Annotated in this window: 16 protein-coding genes and 2 pseudogenes; 11 read left to right on the plus strand and 7 right to left on the minus strand. The window is 37.1% G+C overall.

Going from position 1 to position 17,784, the window contains the following annotated elements; all coding sequences use genetic code 11:
• Positions 1-21: 21 nt before the first annotated feature.
• The 4 genes from NYE49_RS09500 to NYE49_RS09515 are packed head-to-tail and all read right to left on the minus strand — an operon-like array spanning position 22 to position 3,860.
• A complete protein-coding gene (locus tag NYE49_RS09500) occupies positions 22-690 on the minus strand; it encodes a glycosyltransferase family protein (protein ID WP_342411007.1) in 669 nt (222 codons plus the stop codon).
• Positions 687-1,394 (minus strand): class I SAM-dependent methyltransferase, encoded by a 708-nt coding sequence (locus NYE49_RS09505; protein ID WP_342411008.1) that lies wholly within the window; start codon positions 1,392-1,394, stop codon positions 687-689. Before NYE49_RS09505 ends, NYE49_RS09500 begins: the two co-directional genes overlap by 4 nt.
• Positions 1,381-2,487: a glycosyltransferase gene (locus NYE49_RS09510; protein ID WP_342411009.1), complete on the minus strand. Its 1,107-nt coding sequence runs from the start codon at positions 2,485-2,487 to the stop codon at positions 1,381-1,383. Before NYE49_RS09510 ends, NYE49_RS09505 begins: the two co-directional genes overlap by 14 nt.
• Entirely contained in the window at positions 2,484-3,860 is a 1,377-nt protein-coding gene (locus NYE49_RS09515) for a glycosyltransferase (RefSeq protein WP_327846564.1), read from the minus strand. The genes NYE49_RS09510 and NYE49_RS09515 overlap by 4 nt, the downstream gene beginning before the upstream one ends.
• 666 nt (positions 3,861-4,526) lie before the next feature.
• Here NYE49_RS09515 and NYE49_RS09520 point away from each other — a divergent pair.
• A complete protein-coding gene (locus tag NYE49_RS09520; RefSeq protein ID WP_327846563.1) occupies positions 4,527-4,682 on the plus strand; it encodes a hypothetical protein in 156 nt (51 codons plus the stop codon).
• Positions 4,683-4,810: 128 nt separating this feature from the next.
• On the opposite strand, the gene NYE49_RS09525 is transcribed toward NYE49_RS09520, so the two are convergent.
• Both NYE49_RS09525 and NYE49_RS09530 read right to left on the minus strand, forming a co-directional pair.
• Positions 4,811-4,990, minus strand: a complete 180-nt coding sequence (locus NYE49_RS09525) for an aspartate phosphatase (RefSeq protein WP_160243757.1) — start codon at positions 4,988-4,990, stop codon at positions 4,811-4,813.
• The gene (locus tag NYE49_RS09530; RefSeq protein WP_327846562.1) at positions 4,980-6,116 is read right to left on the minus strand and encodes a Rap family tetratricopeptide repeat protein; all 1,137 of its coding nucleotides are present in this window, start codon (positions 6,114-6,116) and stop codon (positions 4,980-4,982) included. Before NYE49_RS09530 ends, NYE49_RS09525 begins: the two co-directional genes overlap by 11 nt.
• Positions 6,117-6,372: 256 nt before the next feature.
• On the opposite strand from NYE49_RS09530, the gene NYE49_RS09535 reads away from it, so the two are divergent.
• From NYE49_RS09535 to xynB, 8 genes and pseudogenes are all read left to right on the plus strand, one after another.
• Positions 6,373-6,909 carry a GNAT family protein gene (locus NYE49_RS09535; protein WP_335451664.1) on the plus strand — a complete coding sequence of 179 codons (537 nt, stop codon included), beginning with the start codon at positions 6,373-6,375 and terminating at the stop codon, positions 6,907-6,909.
• Between the two features lie 78 nt (positions 6,910-6,987).
• Complete coding sequence (locus tag NYE49_RS09540; protein ID WP_342411010.1) at positions 6,988-7,890, plus strand: CPBP family intramembrane glutamic endopeptidase; 903 nt, start codon at positions 6,988-6,990, stop codon at positions 7,888-7,890.
• A 63-nt stretch (positions 7,891-7,953) separates the two neighbouring features.
• Positions 7,954-8,244 (plus strand): annotated as a pseudogene (locus NYE49_RS09545) (hypothetical protein).
• Positions 8,245-8,286: 42 nt separating this feature from the next.
• Complete coding sequence (locus NYE49_RS09550; RefSeq protein WP_342411011.1) at positions 8,287-8,562, plus strand: hypothetical protein; 276 nt, start codon at positions 8,287-8,289, stop codon at positions 8,560-8,562.
• A 24-nt stretch (positions 8,563-8,586) separates the two neighbouring features.
• A pseudogene (locus NYE49_RS09555) lies at positions 8,587-8,983 on the plus strand (UPF0715 family protein).
• A 338-nt stretch (positions 8,984-9,321) separates the two neighbouring features.
• Positions 9,322-9,633 (plus strand): hypothetical protein, encoded by a 312-nt coding sequence (locus NYE49_RS09560; protein ID WP_342411012.1) that lies wholly within the window; start codon positions 9,322-9,324, stop codon positions 9,631-9,633.
• Positions 9,634-10,198: 565 nt separating this feature from the next.
• A complete protein-coding gene (locus tag NYE49_RS09565; protein ID WP_342411013.1) occupies positions 10,199-11,590 on the plus strand; it encodes an MFS transporter in 1,392 nt (463 codons plus the stop codon).
• A 30-nt stretch (positions 11,591-11,620) separates the two neighbouring features.
• Positions 11,621-13,222 carry a xylan 1,4-beta-xylosidase gene (gene xynB, locus NYE49_RS09570; protein ID WP_342411014.1) on the plus strand — a complete coding sequence of 534 codons (1,602 nt, stop codon included), beginning with the start codon at positions 11,621-11,623 and terminating at the stop codon, positions 13,220-13,222.
• A gap of 136 nt (positions 13,223-13,358) precedes the next feature.
• Here xynB and NYE49_RS09575 read toward each other — a convergent pair whose 3' ends face one another.
• The gene (locus NYE49_RS09575; protein WP_153529763.1) at positions 13,359-14,513 is read right to left on the minus strand and encodes a xylose repressor; all 1,155 of its coding nucleotides are present in this window, start codon (positions 14,511-14,513) and stop codon (positions 13,359-13,361) included.
• A 247-nt stretch (positions 14,514-14,760) separates the two neighbouring features.
• Between NYE49_RS09575 and xylA the strand changes: the two genes are divergently transcribed.
• Together xylA and xylB are read left to right on the plus strand one after the other, a co-directional pair.
• On the plus strand, positions 14,761-16,098 hold the full coding sequence (gene xylA / locus NYE49_RS09580) for a xylose isomerase (protein ID WP_342411015.1): 1,338 nt from the start codon (positions 14,761-14,763) through the stop codon (positions 16,096-16,098).
• 150 nt (positions 16,099-16,248) lie between these two features.
• The gene (gene xylB, locus NYE49_RS09585; RefSeq protein ID WP_342411016.1) at positions 16,249-17,748 is read left to right on the plus strand and encodes a xylulokinase; all 1,500 of its coding nucleotides are present in this window, start codon (positions 16,249-16,251) and stop codon (positions 17,746-17,748) included.
• Positions 17,749-17,784: the final 36 nt, after the last annotated feature.

Raw genomic sequence — 17,784 nt, forward strand, 5'->3', positions numbered from 1 at the left:
TCCTTATGCGTTTTCTAACTGTTAGGATAAATATTCATCAATAAACCTTCCAAGATAATAAGAATACTTGTCAGAATCAAACTCATTGCCGCATGCATGTAAGACCCAAGGCTCTTTCTGATGAGGGATGCCCACTATATATCCTTTTTTTCTGAACTCAAAACATTGAGAAGTATCATATAAATGCCATCCGTCAAAAATATCTTTTCGCCATGGAACATCGTACTGAGTCGCAAGTAATAAACCGTCTAATGCTTGAACTGCTTTCACAGTTTCATCAATTTCATCAAACAATAAATAGTTGTACGTGCTGCGGTATTCAATGACTTTTCCGGCTTTTTTAGAAGCCTCCCACCAAATCCCGCTTTGCGGCACTTCTTCACCTCCTATGACGCCTATCATGCCAAGCTGATCATTGTGCTGAAAGACATGGAGAATATCATAAATAAAGGAACGATTGATGATAAATGTGTCCTGATGTAAATACACTTTATATTTTGAGTCAGAGTCCTCCATTGCCGCCTGGTAGCCGGACGCCATACTGTCTGCGTCTCGGATATTGATTAATTTTACCTTCATATGCGGCGGTACAGAAAGAGACTGAATATGTCTTAGACAGAGATCATAAAGGGTATCGTCATTCACACATGTAATGAAGCTAATTGAATTTGCGTTTGTATGCTGATTCATCTTTTCTCTGCCTTTATGACATATTGATAGGCTCTGGCCTCCTCCTCAAGATCTGCATGGTGAATTCCCATGCATGATCTGACATAAGCAAGTTTGCTGATCATTTTTTCATAATAATGAGTCGTAAAAACAATAGGCTCGATTTGGCTGATCTTGTAGCCTGTTTCATGAAACATCTTTTTCATTTCCTCCAAGGTGAAAAAACGGAAGTGTGTTTTATCGAGCAGCCCTGCCTGTATATACGTCCATTTGCCGGACAGCAGACTTTCGAAAATCGAGATATGTCCGATATTCGGGATGCTTGCCAAGATACTCCCTGTTTCTTTTACGTAAGGCTTGATGTTACCTAAAACTGCCCACGGGTCTATTAAGTGCTCCAGAACATCACCGAAGATAATGTGATCAAATGTGTTTTTTTGAAAAGGCAGCTTCAGTGTTTCAATGTCTCCCGTTATTACTTCGTCAATATAATGTGTTGCTTTATCGGCAGCTGGTGGATAAGACTCGATCCCGTAATAGGAGCAATTCGTTTTTTCCTTCACAGCTGCGCCAAACAAGCCTTCAGCACATCCGACTTCAAGAATGGTTTTCGCATGCGGTTCTATCAGATCAAATAGCTGCCAGTTGATGCCTTTGTAATACTCTTTATCTTTTAGCTGATACTCTTTCATAGACTCAGCTAGTGACCTTTTATTGCTTTCCATGCTGTTCACCTCCGGAGCTAGCTTGCTGGTGAAGGATATCTTCAAAATATTTTTTGTTAGCTAGCATTCTTGAATCATGGGGACGGTATTGTAATGCCGATTCATTATGCTGATAGGCAAGCTGATGCTGGCCGAGTTTATCGTAGCAGACGGCTAATTGCAGGTGGGGAAGCCAGGTCGCGCAGGCGCGGTTTTGAAAAGCCAGGTTCTCTGCTCCTTTGTTTTCTATTGCTTTTTCATACCAATAGACCGCACTCTGAAAATCGTTTTTTTCTAAAAAAGAGTATCCCAGCCTGCAGCAGGTTTCTGCTCTAGGCGGTCCATAGACGAGCGTGTGGAGCACCCAGCTTAATTCTTTTTCCTTCAGCCCCAGTGAATGGTAGCAGTCTGCTAATTTATTGCACGCTCTGATATTATCCTCGACCCATCCCTGCTTCGTTTGTAAAAAACGTAAATAGTACTCAATCGCTTGCTCCATTTTTCCGTGATCACACAACTCGTTCGCATAGTAAAATAAATCTCTTGGAGAAAAATCCTTTCCTGACGAGGCCATTTTTTCATAAATTCGGAGGTTGCGATCTGCGTCATGACTAAGTGGCAGGTGAGAAACCGCTGCATCACTGTGGTGAAGTTTCCCATATACTTCTAGGTATTCATGAACCGCGCCGATCCATTTAAAGCTCTTTTCTCGTTTTACGAGCCGGTATCTCCTTAAGCTGGATGTGACGTTATTTTCTTCATCAAAAGCCAAATGGTATTTCATTGAGACCGCGTCTATATCCGGATCAAGCGTTCTTTTTATATCCAATAACAGCTCTTGATCTTTCTTGGTAAACACGTCGTCGGCGTCAAGCCATAAGATATATTCGGATGTCGCCTGCTGAAACGAAAAATTTCGGGCTGCCGCAAAATCGTCAATCCATTTAAAATCAAAGATTCGGTCTGTATAGCGAGCAGCAATGTCTTTCGTCTTGTCAACTGACCCGGTATCCACAATGTTGATCTCATCAGCTATCTCCTGCACAGAATCTAAGCATCGGCCAATAACAGCCTCTTCATTTTTTACAATCATGCATAAACTGATTGAAATCACATCGCCACCTCCGTTTTATTCTGTTTTTTCTTTATGGCATGGACAAACATGTAATCAATATGGGCATGTTTTGACAAGTGATCCAAAGACAAACCAAATTGCCCGGCAAGGAATTGAAGTTCTTGTAAAAAGAGCTGTATGTTTGATTCAGTATCGGAGGAATGGGAGGTGATGGATTTTATGTCATAAAGATATTCAGGAAATAGGGTATTTACGTTGCGAGGTGTGATGAAATGTGTGTACGTCGATGCACCACATAATAAAGAGAAAAATGTATCTGCATAGGCAGTATTTGGTATGCTGCAAATCAGCGAGCCAGAAGGCTTTAGATAAACGGCAAGAGTCTCAATTGTATGTCTGGGATTTTTTGAGCAGTTTAAAAGGTCACCGATCAAAATGACATCGAAAAAGGACTCAGGGTAAGGGAGGTCGCATGTTTCCACATCTGCCGAAATGACTTGTTCGTAATAGGGGCTTGCAATGGTCTGTAATAACTCATCCTTTTCAATCCCATACAATAAACAGGATTGCCGGTTCAAAAGCTCTGTCCCCGCAGCTCCCGTGCCGCAACCGATATGTAAGATAGAGTCGGCTTCCGCTGGCACAAGTGCTGTCAGCTGGGGCTGGGAGTCAAAGAATGTTGTTACATCCACCTTCCATTTATCGATGAAGCGTTGCCGGTTTTCTTCATATAATTGACTGATGCTTAAATCTGGATTGCCTGTAAACGTGGCATGACCGTGATGGTGGACAAACGAATCAAGAGCGATTTTTAGCTGATACCCCGCTTGCAGTACGCGAAGGCTTAAATCATCATCCTCAAATGAACCGCCTACAAAACGTTCATCAAAACCGCCGACTTGATCCAACACCTTCTTTTTGACAAGCAGGCAAAATCCGACCAGTCTCAATACAGCTTTTGACCTGCCTCGCTGCTGCAAACAGTAAAGACGAGAAAAATCTTCAATTTCTTCAACGTTTGTGTAGTTAACGGGAACTTGCTGCGGACCGCTGACATAATTGCTTACAGGCCCGACCATGCCGATTTTATCATCCTGATAAAGCAGCTTGATCATTGGTTCCAGCCATTGATTTGTTACAACAGTATCATTGTTTAAAAAAAGAATATTGTCTCCTGAGGCAACTTCAAGGCCCTGATTACAGGCTTTTGCGAAGCCTTCGTTCGTTTTATTAAAAATCGCCTTAATTGAAGTTATCTGTTTGAGGTAGTCACGTGTACCGTCATGAGAGCCGTTATCTATAACAATTACTTCTATACATTCATTATTCGTATGCTTCCATATGCTCTCCAAGCATTGTTTTGTTAAAGCTAATTGATTATAAGTCAGAACAATAATACTCGTTTTCACCATAACCTCCGCCCTTCGCCATATCATTCGGATACTATATGTATATCGTAATGTTCAGACGGAATGATTCTTTCCTGTAAAAAGGAGAATGCTGCTTAAACGTAAAAATGTGAATGGTTTTTTAAAGAAAAAGTCGATGAATTTGTTTTATATTTAGTTTTCCCTTAATTCTGTATTTAGGGATCAACAAGGTTGGGGAATTCAGGGAAATAGGGATGATAAGTTGCCTTAACCAGTTTGTATGAAAGTCATATTTAATTCTTTCTGTATTAAATGGTGAATTAGGAGTTATATATTTAAAGGAGAATACCGATGAGGGCATTATTTTATTTAATACGTTTATAGCAGGGGAGAAGGACGGAATATCGGTCAGATAGAAATTTTTATATAGGTTTCGTGACTTTAACTAACAATCATTATATTGTTCTTCGGCAAAGGGAACTTAAATCAAACTTTCAAAGTGGAGGTAGAACCAAAGGGGTCAATTATGATTTATCGAATTTTTTTGTAACTGAAACTAGTTGAGTACTACTTTAGAAAGAATCATCGTGTACATATAAACAATGAGACAACAAGGCAATGTTTAGTTTATTCAAAATAAGTCTTAATAATTTAATGAAATGGACATCAATGATGTTTCCAGAACATTTAACGTAGTTTAAATAAGATTTGATTGACGTATCAGAAATTGAAAAACCGTCCTTAGGTGAGCAACATATTGAAGAGATGGATCTTCTAGTCTATGAGGCACTTGAATTTAACAAAGAATTGCTATCGAGACTATTTGAGATGCGTCGTAAATCCACAAATAAAATCTGTTTTTGAGAAATGTTTAATTCTTAAAATGGTTAATCAATTTAAGTGCTTCATTTAAGTCTCTTATAAGCCGGTAAAGCTTACTGGAGGACACAAATCATAAAAATCCCCCCTCAATGAGGGGGAATAATACATATTTAAGAAGTGTGACCTCTACTTGCAACTTCAAATGAGCCTTTCTCAATAAAATACCCAATACTGGCAGTATGTCCTCTGCGTGCTTCTTGGACATCTTTTTGAGTGTTAGTTAAATAAATACTTACAAATCCAATTAAAACAATGGCTAAAATAAAGAAAGATGCATGCTTAAGTTTCATAAAGACAATCCCCTCTCTGAATTTGTTTACGGGCATAAAGCACTTTCTCATAATAAGTAACAGCCACTTTATGGTCTTCTTTTTCATTGTAATACTTCGCTGCATCTGATGCTAAATCCTCCATGTCTGAAAGCATTGATTTTACTTCTAAATAATTTAAAATCGAATTTAATTTTTCTTTGTCGTTATCTACATATAAGGCCTGAATGAATTCAAACATTTTTGCTATAATCTCATCATTTAAATTTTTGGACAAAGACAGACCGTGTGCACACCAAGAAATTCCCTCGGAGTGGTTTTTCATTTTAAATGTGGTTTTTGTCAACATAAGTAAGATGTCTAATAAACGATTTGAGTGCTCATATCCCTTATCCTGGTATACTCTAATGCCCTCCTTAAAGTACTCAGATGCCTTTTCATAAGCTTCCTCAGCAAATGAACATAAACCAAGATTGTACAGAGATGATCCGATTAATCGTGACATATTGATTTCTCTAGATTTGTCTAGGGCATCTTTAAAATGAGGGATCGCTTTTTCAGGGAAGTCCATATCCAAATAGTTCAGACCGATGACAAATGAGCATTGAATAACTCTTACAGTGTAGTTTTCATGTGCTTTATAACTATCGATTGCTTGAACAATGTGATGCATCGACATATGTGTTTGCTTCATATGATAATAAATTTCTGCAATTTTGTAGTGGAATTCTGCTCGTTCAATTTCATCTGCAACAAGTGATAATTTTCTCTCGGCTTGCTTATAGAAGCTTATGGCATTAAGATATTCGTATTGTTCAAATTCATACATTCCCCGGAAAAAATTAAAATAATATTCAAGAATCCCTTTCAAATCAGTTTGGTTACTTTCGATCTTTTCTAATAAGTCTGAAATTTTAGGACGTTCCTCGTTCATTGTTTTGGGTTCAAGGTAATCCAACATCAATTGATGGCGAAAACACATGAGAGAATAGTACAGCAATAAATCTTGATCTTCCTTCATATGCCTTATTTCTTCCTCGACGTCAGCTTTCAATATTTCTGAATCTGGGACACTAAACAATCTTATATATTTATACCACTCATTTATTTTTACTCCGACTTTAGAAGAAGAGATCATTTGCTCCAACACAAGCCCTCCTATATTAAATATGTAATATTTTATCATATTTAAATGAATAAGGAAGATTAATGTTATCTTAAAAAACAAAAAAGCCTCCTGTTAAATTAAGATTGAGAATCATATTCCATTGCTTGTTCACAGTCAGAAATCCTTGAGTTGTTCTAGCAAGAGGCAATATTGTTGAATAAGGATAGTTTTAAAGAGGTTATTGTTGTCTTCCTATTGAAATAAAGATTAAGTATATTAGAGGGGAGTTACTTTAATGCATATCACAACAAAAAGGTTATCGATACGTGAATTTGAATTCAAAGATTGGCAAGCTGTATATGAGTATACATCTGATAGTAATGTAATGAAGTATATACCTGAAGGGGTTTTTACTGAAGAAGATGCAAAGGCATTTGTAAATAAAAACAAAGGTGATAACGCTGAAAAATTTCCTGTCATACTAATAGATGAAGACTTTCTTATAGGCCATATTGTTTTTTATAAGTATTTTGGTGAACATACATATGAAATTGGGTGGGTGTTTAATCCCAATTATCAAAATAAAGGGTATGCTTCTGAGGCAGCCCAAGCTATCTTGGAATATGGATTTAAAGAAATGAACTTACATAGGATTATAGCTACGTGTCAACCTGAGAATATTCCTTCATACCGAGTTATGGAGAAGATCGGAATGAGAAGAGAAGGATTTTTTAAAAAATGTATTCCGAAAGGCAATGAATGGTGGGATGAATATTATTACGCTATTTTAGAGGAAGAGTGGAATTGTAAGAGGGGTAATGCAGGAATTTGAAACCATAACAGCTATAGAACGTATAGTGATAGCAGGGCTTATAGTGCTTAATATGAATGATGTGAGAGGGGTATCCAAATGCAAATTCATCTCACCAAAAGCGGAAAACAAGACAATCATCATAAATGGTTAGGGACTGTCTTGCTCAGTTGGGGAACATTCGTATTTGCTTTGTTTTTTGCTACTTTAGTCGGTTCAATAGCTAGCCAAGCAGGAGCTTCCAAGCTTTTGAAGCAAGGCATCCAAGCAGGTTTAGTCACATTAATAACTGTCCCGTTGCTCTACATTCTTCTTAAACAGATGTCTAGTAGACCCTTTTATTCTATAGGACTGTCTGGGTGGCGGCAAGCCATTCCGAAAGCCATAATAGGAGCAATATATGTGATTGTATTATCCGGGTCTGGTTTCGCTATCGCCCATTTATTAGGCTGGATCAAAGTTACGCAATTCCACTTCTCTGTCCATTTAGTGACAGCATTGCTCTTAAATATGATTATCGCTTTCTTTTATGAAGCTTTTCCAGAGGAATTAACTTTTCGCGGGACGGTGTACTATGCTCTAAATAAGCGTTGGAACTGTTTTATGGCCTTACTCCTACAACCAATCCTGTTTGTGCTTGCACCAATAATTGTAAGTGTTTTGCAATATATAGCTGGAATTGAATCACCTGCTATCACATTAGATTACATCGTTTTATTGTTGACTTTTGGATGCATCCTTCAACTCCTGCGTATTGTAACAGGAAGCTTATGGACGTCTATCGCTTTTCATCTGGCCTTTCTCGAAAATTCTCGGTTCTTCGTCCTGCAGGGGAAGGAGCGCTTTATTACCTATGAAGAAATTGTTCCGGGAACAGGTGCGCTGTTTGTGATCTTTTTTATGTTGCTTACTGTCGGTACTCTACTATTAATACCTGTTGCAATAACTCGCCGAAATACTATTCCATGGCGGAAGAATGAAAAATGCGACCAAGATGTTTAATTTCTAAGTAGAACAGTAGTTTTAAAGTGATTTTAAGGAGGATCTAGACAATGTTGAAGAAGCATTCATGATGAAAGATTAGTAGATTTTGATTCTCAAGGTGGAAACCTTATTAGTGTTTATTTAGTTACTCACTTTGAGTTATCTGATCAATCGTATTCTTTTGGGTATGAAGCATAACTGTTCGTATGCAATGGATATTCTCTAAGCGTTAAAGAGGATTTTGATTTCGATTTCCCATTTAATATACTTGCAATAAAAAGCTACGTACAAGAATTAATAAAAATGTTAGGGATTGATATAACTCTGCCTGAAATGAAAGAAAGAGATTTTGACAAACTTTCTCAAGACTAAATAAAACTACAATTTTAAGGAGAACGGAGACTTGCTTTCAATATGAATATTAGAAAAGCTGCAGCTATTTTTTCAATCACGATTCCAATTATCTCAGCTATCTTAATTATTAATTTTTTTACGGGAGTTATGTCAATTCCGTGGCAAGGAATGCCGGTGTTTTTTCCATTATTACTTTCTCCTATAGGAATCATTTTAGCGTTCGTTTCAATAAAGACAAATAAACGGTGTGCTGTATATGGGATTGTCTTAAATGCAATTATGTTTCCATTTCCTTTTTTCTGGTTTATAGGAGGGACTTTGTTATTTGGAGTTTAAAATTTAAAGAATAGCGGAGGTACCATTTTGTGGTTATATAAACCGTTAGGCAGTTACGCTTATACATTGGTATTTTCAAGCTTATCATATGGTCTAATCTTTGGCTTGTATATGTTTGTTTATTCAGGTTTTATGGCGATCGCATTAATCACAATAGGAATCATAGCATTCTACTCATTTATCACTTACTTATTATTTGCTATTCCTTTGCAAAAATTACTAAGAAGAAGGCCCAGAAAATTCAGTTTGATCAATTTGTTAATTTATGCTGCAGTAGCCTTTTTAGCTGTGTTTTTTTTTCTGGTTTGTTGATTATCCGTCAAATGCTCTTACCGTATTCAGAAGCTTTGGGTATTATATTATGAGCATTATTGCTGCGTTAATTTATTGGTTCTGGGACTCAATATTTCTGCGAATTTAAATTTGATTTAAATAATGTGTTTACACCGTTCACAATAAGTAAAGGCTGCTGAAACAAACAGAGTAAATATTCAGATTGTTTAATTAATCCGAGAACATAAGAAGTGTTATTTTTAATTGGGGGAATTGACTTGAATATTGTAATGTTATAGTTATTTTTGGCGGCCTCTATGCAGGTTACAAAAGGAATAGGAAGAACTTTTAAAAATGATGAAAAGTTAAATACATAAATTTCTTTGTATATGACTGTTTGATACCAAAAGCAAAAAGAGCATTAAACTAAATGCTCTTTTTCATTCCACAACATCGGCATTCACGCATCAAAAGGAGGGGAATACCATGAAAAAATTAGTTTTATTATCCAGCTTTTTCGGAATTGTGATATCAATTATTGGACAATTATTTGGAGTCCTAACAGATTTCTTGATTTCAGGTATTGCACGGCTTATAGGGGTTTTAGCCGGTATCCTAGTATTACTTAACCTGAAGTCAAGAAACACAGAAATGCAGGCATTTATAGTGAGTTTAAGTACTGCTCTGGGAATAATGGGTGCAGGAATTTTATATTTTCCAGCAGCGATTGTCAATGTCTTAATTGGGTTTAAGCTAAACAAAAAGTTAAAAGAAGAAAACACTAAGGAGCAGATCTGAATAGACTGCTTTTGGTTGGAGAACTTGGGGAATGAAGTATACTATGAATTTAAAATTCTATACACTTATTACAACAAATGGAACCGATTTTTTTAGTAATACAAAAGGCTTTTTAGATGAAAGAATTCTTTTAAAGTGGAGATTGTAAAAATGATCTTCAGGGTTTTTAGAGTTTTGCTTACCTGTTTAAACTTTCTGAAAAAGATGTTGAAAAAGTTGAAAGGATTTTATAATATTAAATCAAGTTAGTTTGTTCGATCAACAAACTAATAAGATGAACTTTCATTGTCCACAAGATAAGGTCTTACTGAATATGGATGGAAGGGGGATAAGAGGATCGATTTAATGGAGCTAAACAATATAAGAAACGAAAGAATGAGGCTTTTATCCTTTTCCAGATATATAAGGTATGACGAAAAAAGATGAATTTTCTGCTTGCTGATCACCATATTTTTTTTGCACTGTTTTGAAAGCGCTTTTATAAACGTTTACTGACCGTACATTCGAGAAATTGTTATACCGTTTCACACTGTTCCATATTAAAGGATCGAAAAGGGGAGAAATCATGCTCAGTGAAAATGTAAAGAAGATTAGCATGGTTGAAAAAGTTGGATATGCGTCTGGAGATTTTGCTTGTAATTTAATTTATGCAACAGTGTCTACGTATCTTTTGTTCTTCTATACAGATGTATTTGGTTTATCGGCAGCAGCAGCCGGTACTATGTTTTTAGTGGTTAGAATAATCGACGCTCTCGCTGATCCTTTTATCGGAACAATAGTTGACAGAACGAACAGCAGATTTGGACGCTTTAGACCGTATCTTTTATTCGGAGCTTTTCCATTTGTCATACTGGCAATACTCTGTTTTACAACACCAGACTTTTCGGATATGGGGAAATTAATATATGCCTATATAACCTATGTTGGCTTGTCGCTTACATACACAACGATAAACGTTCCATATGGCGCGTTAACTTCTGCAATGACTAGAAATAATCAAGAAGTTGTTAGTATAACTTCTGTTCGCATGTTATTTGCGAATCTTGGGGGACTTGTCGTTGCATTTTTTGTTCCCTTACTGGCTGCTTATTTAAGCGATACTTCCGGCAACGAGTCTCTTGGCTGGCAATTAACCATGGGTATTTTGGGAATGATAGGCGGGTGCCTTTTAATCTTTTGTTTTAAAAGCACAAATGAGCGGGTCACTCTTCAAAAATCCGAAGAAAAAATTAAATTTACGGATATATTTGAGCAGTTTCGTGTTAATCGTCCACTTGTTGTATTAAGTATTTTCTTTATTATTATTTTTGGAGTGAATTCCATCAGTAATTCGGTTGGCATTTATTACGTAACGTATAACTTAGAAAGAGAGGATTTGGTGAAGTGGTACGGTTTGATAGGAAGTTTGCCCGCTTTGGTCATTTTACCGTTTATTCCAAGGCTTCATCAATTTTTGGGGAAAAAGAAATTACTAAACTATGCATTATTACTGAATATTATCGGCCTCTTAGCTTTACTGTTTGTTCCGCCAAGTAATGTTTACCTCATACTTGGCTGTCGATTAATCGCTGCTGCTGGAAGTCTCACTGCCGGGGGATATATGTGGGCGCTTATTCCTGAAACAATAGAATATGGAGAGTACAGGACTGGGAAAAGAATGGGTGGGCTCATTTACGCTATAATCGGATTTTTCTTTAAGTTTGGTATGGCCTTAGGAGGAGTTGTTCCGGGTCTGGTTCTTGATAAGTTTGGATATGTGGCAAATCAGGCACAAACCCCAGCGGCATTAACAGGGATTTTAATTACAACAACCATTATACCCGTGTTCTTGCTGGTTCTAGCTTTAATTGATATTAATTTCTATAACTTAGATGAGAAAAAATATAAAAACATGATTCGAGAATTAGAGAATAGAGACAAAGTTTATTTGGATCATATTGATGATTTCAAGGCTTAAAAAAGAAAATAAACTGAGGAGGAATTCCATATGAAAATTATCAATCCCGTACTTAAAGGATTCAATCCCGATCCAAGTATTTGTAGGGCAGGAGAGGATTATTATATCGCGGTATCTACATTTGAGTGGTTCCCGGGAGTCCAGATACACCACTCAAAAGATTTAGTAAATTGGCACTTAGTTGCACATCCATTACAGAGAGTTTCACAATTAGACATGAAAGGAAATCCAAATTCAGGTGGGGTTTGGGCACCATGTTTAAGCTATAGTGATGGGAAGTTTTGGCTGATCTATACGGATGTTAAGGTAGTCGATGGCGCATGGAAAGATTGTCACAATTATTTAGTTACTTGTGAAACGATTAATGGTGATTGGAGTGAGCCGATTACATTAAATAGCTCGGGGTTTGATGCTTCTTTGTTCCATGATACGGATGGAAAAAAGTATTTATTAAATATGTTATGGGATCACCGTATTGATCGGCACTCATTTGGAGGAATTGTTATACAGGAATATTCTGATAAAGAGCAAAAATTAATCGGTAAACCAAAAGTTATATTTGAAGGAACTGATAGAAAACTGACAGAAGCTCCGCACCTTTATCATATCGGGAACTATTATTATTTATTAACTGCAGAAGGAGGAACACGGTACGAACATGCTGCTACAATTGCCCGTTCTGCAAATATTGAGGGGCCATATGAAGTTCATCCCGATAATCCAATCTTAACGTCATGGCATGACCCAGGAAATCCATTGCAAAAATGTGGTCATGCATCCATTGTTCAAACACATACAGATGAGTGGTATTTAGCTCATTTAACGGGACGTCCTATTCATCCTGACGATGATTCAATTTTTCAGCAGAGAGGATACTGTCCTTTGGGCAGAGAAACAGCTATTCAAAAACTTTACTGGAAAGATGAATGGCCCTATGTAGTAGGTGGAAAAGAAGGAAGCTTGGAGGTAGATGCACCTTCTATACCCGAAACAATATTTGAAGCAACGTACCCGGAAGTTGATGAATTTGAGGATTTAACATTAAATATAAATTTTCAAACTTTAAGGATTCCATTCACGAATGAATTAGGTTCATTGACTCAAGCGCCAAATCATTTACGATTATTTGGTCATGAATCATTGACCTCGACATTTACTCAGGCATTTGTAGCCAGACGCTGGCAAAGTCTCCATTTTGAAGCCGAAACTGCTGTTGAGTTTTATCCGGAAAATTTTCAACAAGCCGCTGGATTGGTGAATTACTACAATACAGAGAACTGGACGGCTCTTCAAGTCACGCATGATGAAGAACTTGGCCGCATTCTTGAATTAACAATATGTGACAACTTTTCTTTTTCACAGCCATTAAATAATAAAATTGTTATTCCTCGTGAAGTAAAGTATGTATATTTAAAAGTAAATATTGAAAAGGACAAATATTATTATTTCTATTCTTTTAACAAAGAAGATTGGCACAAAATTGACATTGCACTGGAATCGAAAAAATTATCAGATGATTACATCCGTGGGGGAGGATTCTTCACAGGGGCCTTTGTAGGGATGCAATGCCAAGATACCAGTGGTAATCATATTCCGGCCGACTTTAGATATTTTCGTTATAAAGAAAAATAATTTGAACATGAAAAAGGAGATTTCTATTTTAGAACTCCTTTTTCATATGAGAAGGTGCCTATATCAATATTGCTTCAGAAATACTCCTAGAATAAAAAAGCTCATCTTTAAAGATGAGCTGTACATTCCATTAAAATTACATTGTAACCATGTCCAGAAAATGATCAATCACAATGGAGGACATTCCTAATGCCGGTGCATTCTGTCCTAAGGAAGATGGCAATAATTCATAGCTATTGCCTAATTGGGAATAAACCCTTGACGATACTTCACTTCTCATTGAATTTAAAACCATAGGATGCGATTCAATTATGCTATTTCTTAAAATTACGGCTTGTGGGTTGAAAGTATTTAGAATATTGGTAAGGCCTATTCCTAAATAGAATCCAAAATTTTGTAATGCATTTAAGGTTCCGATATCATTCAGATGGGCGAGGTTTATGATATCTTGATAGGACAGTTTTTTCTCTTTGGTCTGAAGAGATTTTAATAAAGCCTTCTCTGAAGCATACAATTCCCAGCATCCTCGGTTTCCGCAACTGCATTTAGGACCATTAAAGTCTATTGTCATATGTCCCATTTCTCCAGAGAAGCCGCTTACTCCTCTATATAAATGATTGTTGATAATAACACCGATCCCTATCCCTGTGCTGATACTTACGTAAATAATGTTATCGTGATTTTTTGCAGCTCCAAATACTTTCTCTCCATATGCGCCAGCATTTGCCTCATTTTCAATAAAAACAGGCACATTGTACTTCTCTTGTATCGAAGATTTTAAGTCAATATCTCTCCAATTGGAGTTCGGAGTGAAAACAATTTTTTGATCTTTATCAATGAGTCCAGGCACGCAAATACCTATACCAATAAGCCCGTACGGAGATTGGGGCATATGCGTAATAAAGTGATGAATCATATCAATCAAAATGTCTTTCGTTATTTCTGGAGAATTGGATTCCAAATGACGGTATTGATCAAGAACGATCGTTCCTTCAAGGTCTGTTAAAATGCCATTGATATAATCCACACCAACATCTATTCCTACGGAGTATCCTGCCTTTTTATTAAAAACAAGCATGACAGGTCTTCTTCCGCCACTTGATTGTCCTTGACCTATTTCAAATACCAGATTTTCTTTCATTAACGTGTTTACCTGTGATGAAACAGTTGATTTATTTAATCCAGTCATTTCAGATAATTTTGCTCTTGAAATAGGTGAATTTTTAAGGATTTCTTTTAATAATAACTTTTGATTTACTTTTTTGACAAAGGTTTGATCAGCGATATCCACTTCATCCACTCCATTTGTTTAATCTTTAAATTAAGTATGAACATAGTACATAGCGAATCTTCCCTTTATTATATCTAATGTGTTCATAAAAAACTAAAAAAATATTGAAAATACTGATGAGGTTATATAAGATGAAAATAAGTTAGTTTGTTTAAACAACAAACTAATAGGTAACTTACAAGATGAAATAAAATGCATTTGTATTTGAATGATCATGTTTTGAATTTATTTTTAAGGGGGAAATTACATGGCTCAATCTCATTCCAGTTCAATCAACTATTTTGGAAGCGCAAACAAAGTGGTTTACGAAGGGAAAGATTCGACTAATCCTTTAGCATTTAAATATTATAATCCTCAAGAAGTAATCGGCGGAAAAACGATGAAAGAACATTTGCGATTTTCTATTGCCTATTGGCATACATTTACCGCTGATGGAACAGACGTTTTTGGAGCAGCTACGATGCAAAGACCATGGGATCACTATAAAGGTATGGATCTAGCGAAGGTGAGAGTAGAAGCAGCATTTGAGATGTTTGAAAAACTAGATGCACCATTTTTTGCTTTTCATGACCGGGATATTGCACCAGAAGGAAGTACGCTAAAAGAGACTAACCAAAATTTAGATATGATCGTGGGCATGATTAAAGATTACATGAGAAATAGCAACGTTAAGCTATTATGGAATACTGCAAACATGTTTACGAATCCCCGTTTCGTCCATGGTGCCGCGACTTCTTGCAATGCAGATGTGTTTGCGTATGCTGCAGCACAAGTGAAAAAAGGGTTAGAAACAGCAAAAGAGCTTGGCGCTGAGAACTATGTATTTTGGGGCGGCCGTGAAGGATATGAAACATTGTTAAATACCGATTTAAAATTTGAGCTTGATAATTTGGCTAGATTTATGCATATGGCAGTGGATTATGCGAAGGAAATCGGGTACACAGGGCAGTTTTTGATTGAGCCAAAACCAAAAGAGCCGACCACCCATCAATACGATACAGATGCAGCAACAACCATTGCCTTTTTGAAGCAATATGGCTTAGACAATCATTTTAAATTAAATCTTGAAGCCAATCATGCCACATTAGCTGGGCATACATTCGAACATGAATTGCGCATGGCAAGAGTACATGGTCTGCTTGGCTCTGTTGACGCAAACCAGGGTCATCCTCTTTTAGGCTGGGACACGGATGAATTTCCGACGGATTTATATTCTACGACATTAGCAATGTACGAAATCCTGCAAAATGGCGGCCTAGGAAGCGGCGGATTAAACTTTGACGCGAAGGTCAGAAGATCTTCTTTTGAGCCTGATGATCTAATATATGCCCATATTGCAGGGATGGATGCATTTGCAAGAGGATTGAAAGTTGCCCACAAATTAATCGAAGATCGTGTGTTTGAAGATGTGATTCAACATCGTTACCGCAGCTTTACTGAAGGGATTGGTCTTGAAATTATAGAAGGAAGAGCTAATTTCCACACACTTGAGCAATATGCGCTAAATCATAAATCAATTAAAAACGAATCTGGAAGACAGGAGCAATTAAAAGCGATATTGAACCAATTCATTTTAGAAGTATAACAGGATAAGCTCCAGATCCTGCTATCAATACCAAGTCACTGAATTACCCGTCATGATTCCTTTCCTATTGCTTGTTGTTATGACGGGTAACTTCTATAATTAGGATTTATTTAGAGTGAATGGTTTTTTAAAAGGGCAAGGAGTGAAAAAATGAAGTATGTCATTGGAATAGATCTTGGAACGAGTGCTGTTAAAACCATTTTAGTTAATCAAAACGGCAAGGTTTGTGCAGAAACGTCCAAAAGGTACCCGCTCATCCAAGAGAAGGCGGGATATAGTGAGCAAAATCCTGAGGACTGGGTGCAGCAAACAATTGAAGCATTGGCTGAATTGGTTTCTATATCCAATGTTCAAGCCAAGGATATTGACGGGATAAGCTATTCGGGACAAATGCATGGATTAGTACTGCTTGACCAAGATCGTCAGGTGTTACGTAATGCAATTCTTTGGAATGATACCAGAACAACGCCTCAATGTATAAGGATGACCGAGAAATTTGGCGATCATCTTCTTGACATCACAAAAAACCGTGTTTTAGAAGGGTTTACATTACCTAAAATGTTATGGGTAAAGGAACATGAACCTGAACTTTTTAAAAAAACTGCTGTTTTTTTGCTTCCGAAAGACTACGTGCGATTCCGTATGACCGGTGCCATTCACACCGAATACTCCGATGCAGCAGGAACTTTACTTTTACATATTACTCGCAAGGAGTGGAGCAATGATATTTGCAATCAAATTGGTATTTCTGCAGATATTTGTCCTCCGCTTGTTGAATCTCATGATTGTGTAGGGTCGCTGCTTCCGCACGTTGCCGCCAAGACCGGGCTATTAGAAAAAACAAAAGTGTACGCTGGGGGAGCAGATAATGCTTGCGGCGCTATTGGAGCAGGTATCCTTTCTTCCGGAAAAACATTATGCAGTATTGGGACGTCAGGGGTCATCCTTTCCTACGAAGAAGAAAAAGAAAGAGACTTTAAAGGCAAAGTCCACTTTTTTAATCATGGAAAAAAGGATTCTTTTTATAAGATGGGCGTCACGCTCGCTGCAGGATACAGCTTGGACTGGTTTAAAAGAACGTTTGCACCAAACGAATCGTTTGAGCAATTATTGCAGGGGGTGGAAGCTATTCCGATAGGAGCTAATGGACTGCTATACACTCCTTATTTGGTTGGTGAAAGAACGCCGCATGCTGATTCTTCTATTCGGGGAAGCTTGATCGGAATGGATGGAGCCCACAATAGAAAGCACTTTTTGAGGGCAATAATGGAAGGTATCACATTCTCTTTACATGAATCAATTGAGCTATTCCGCGAAGCGGGAAAATCAGTTCATACTGTTGTTTCTATTGGTGGGGGAGCTAAAAATGATACGTGGCTGCAAATGCAAGCTGATATTTTCAATACGAGGGTAATTAAGTTAGAAAATGAACAAGGGCCAGCTATGGGGGCTGCAATGCTGGCTGCCTTTGGAAGCGGATGGTTTGAATCCCTTGAAGAATGTGCAGAGCAGTTCATTCGTGAGGCTGCTGCATTTTATCCAAAGGCGCAAAATGTTCAAAAATATAAAACACTATTTGATTTGTATAAGAACATTTACACTCACACAAAGGATCTCAATACAGCTTTGAAGAGCTTTCGAAAAAACTAATGATGTTATTGTCTGGAGATCAACCGAAGAACAATT

Source organism: Bacillus sp. FSL L8-0358, assembly GCF_038593095.1.
Classification (GTDB): Bacteria; Bacillota; Bacilli; order Bacillales; family Bacillaceae; genus Bacillus; species Bacillus subtilis.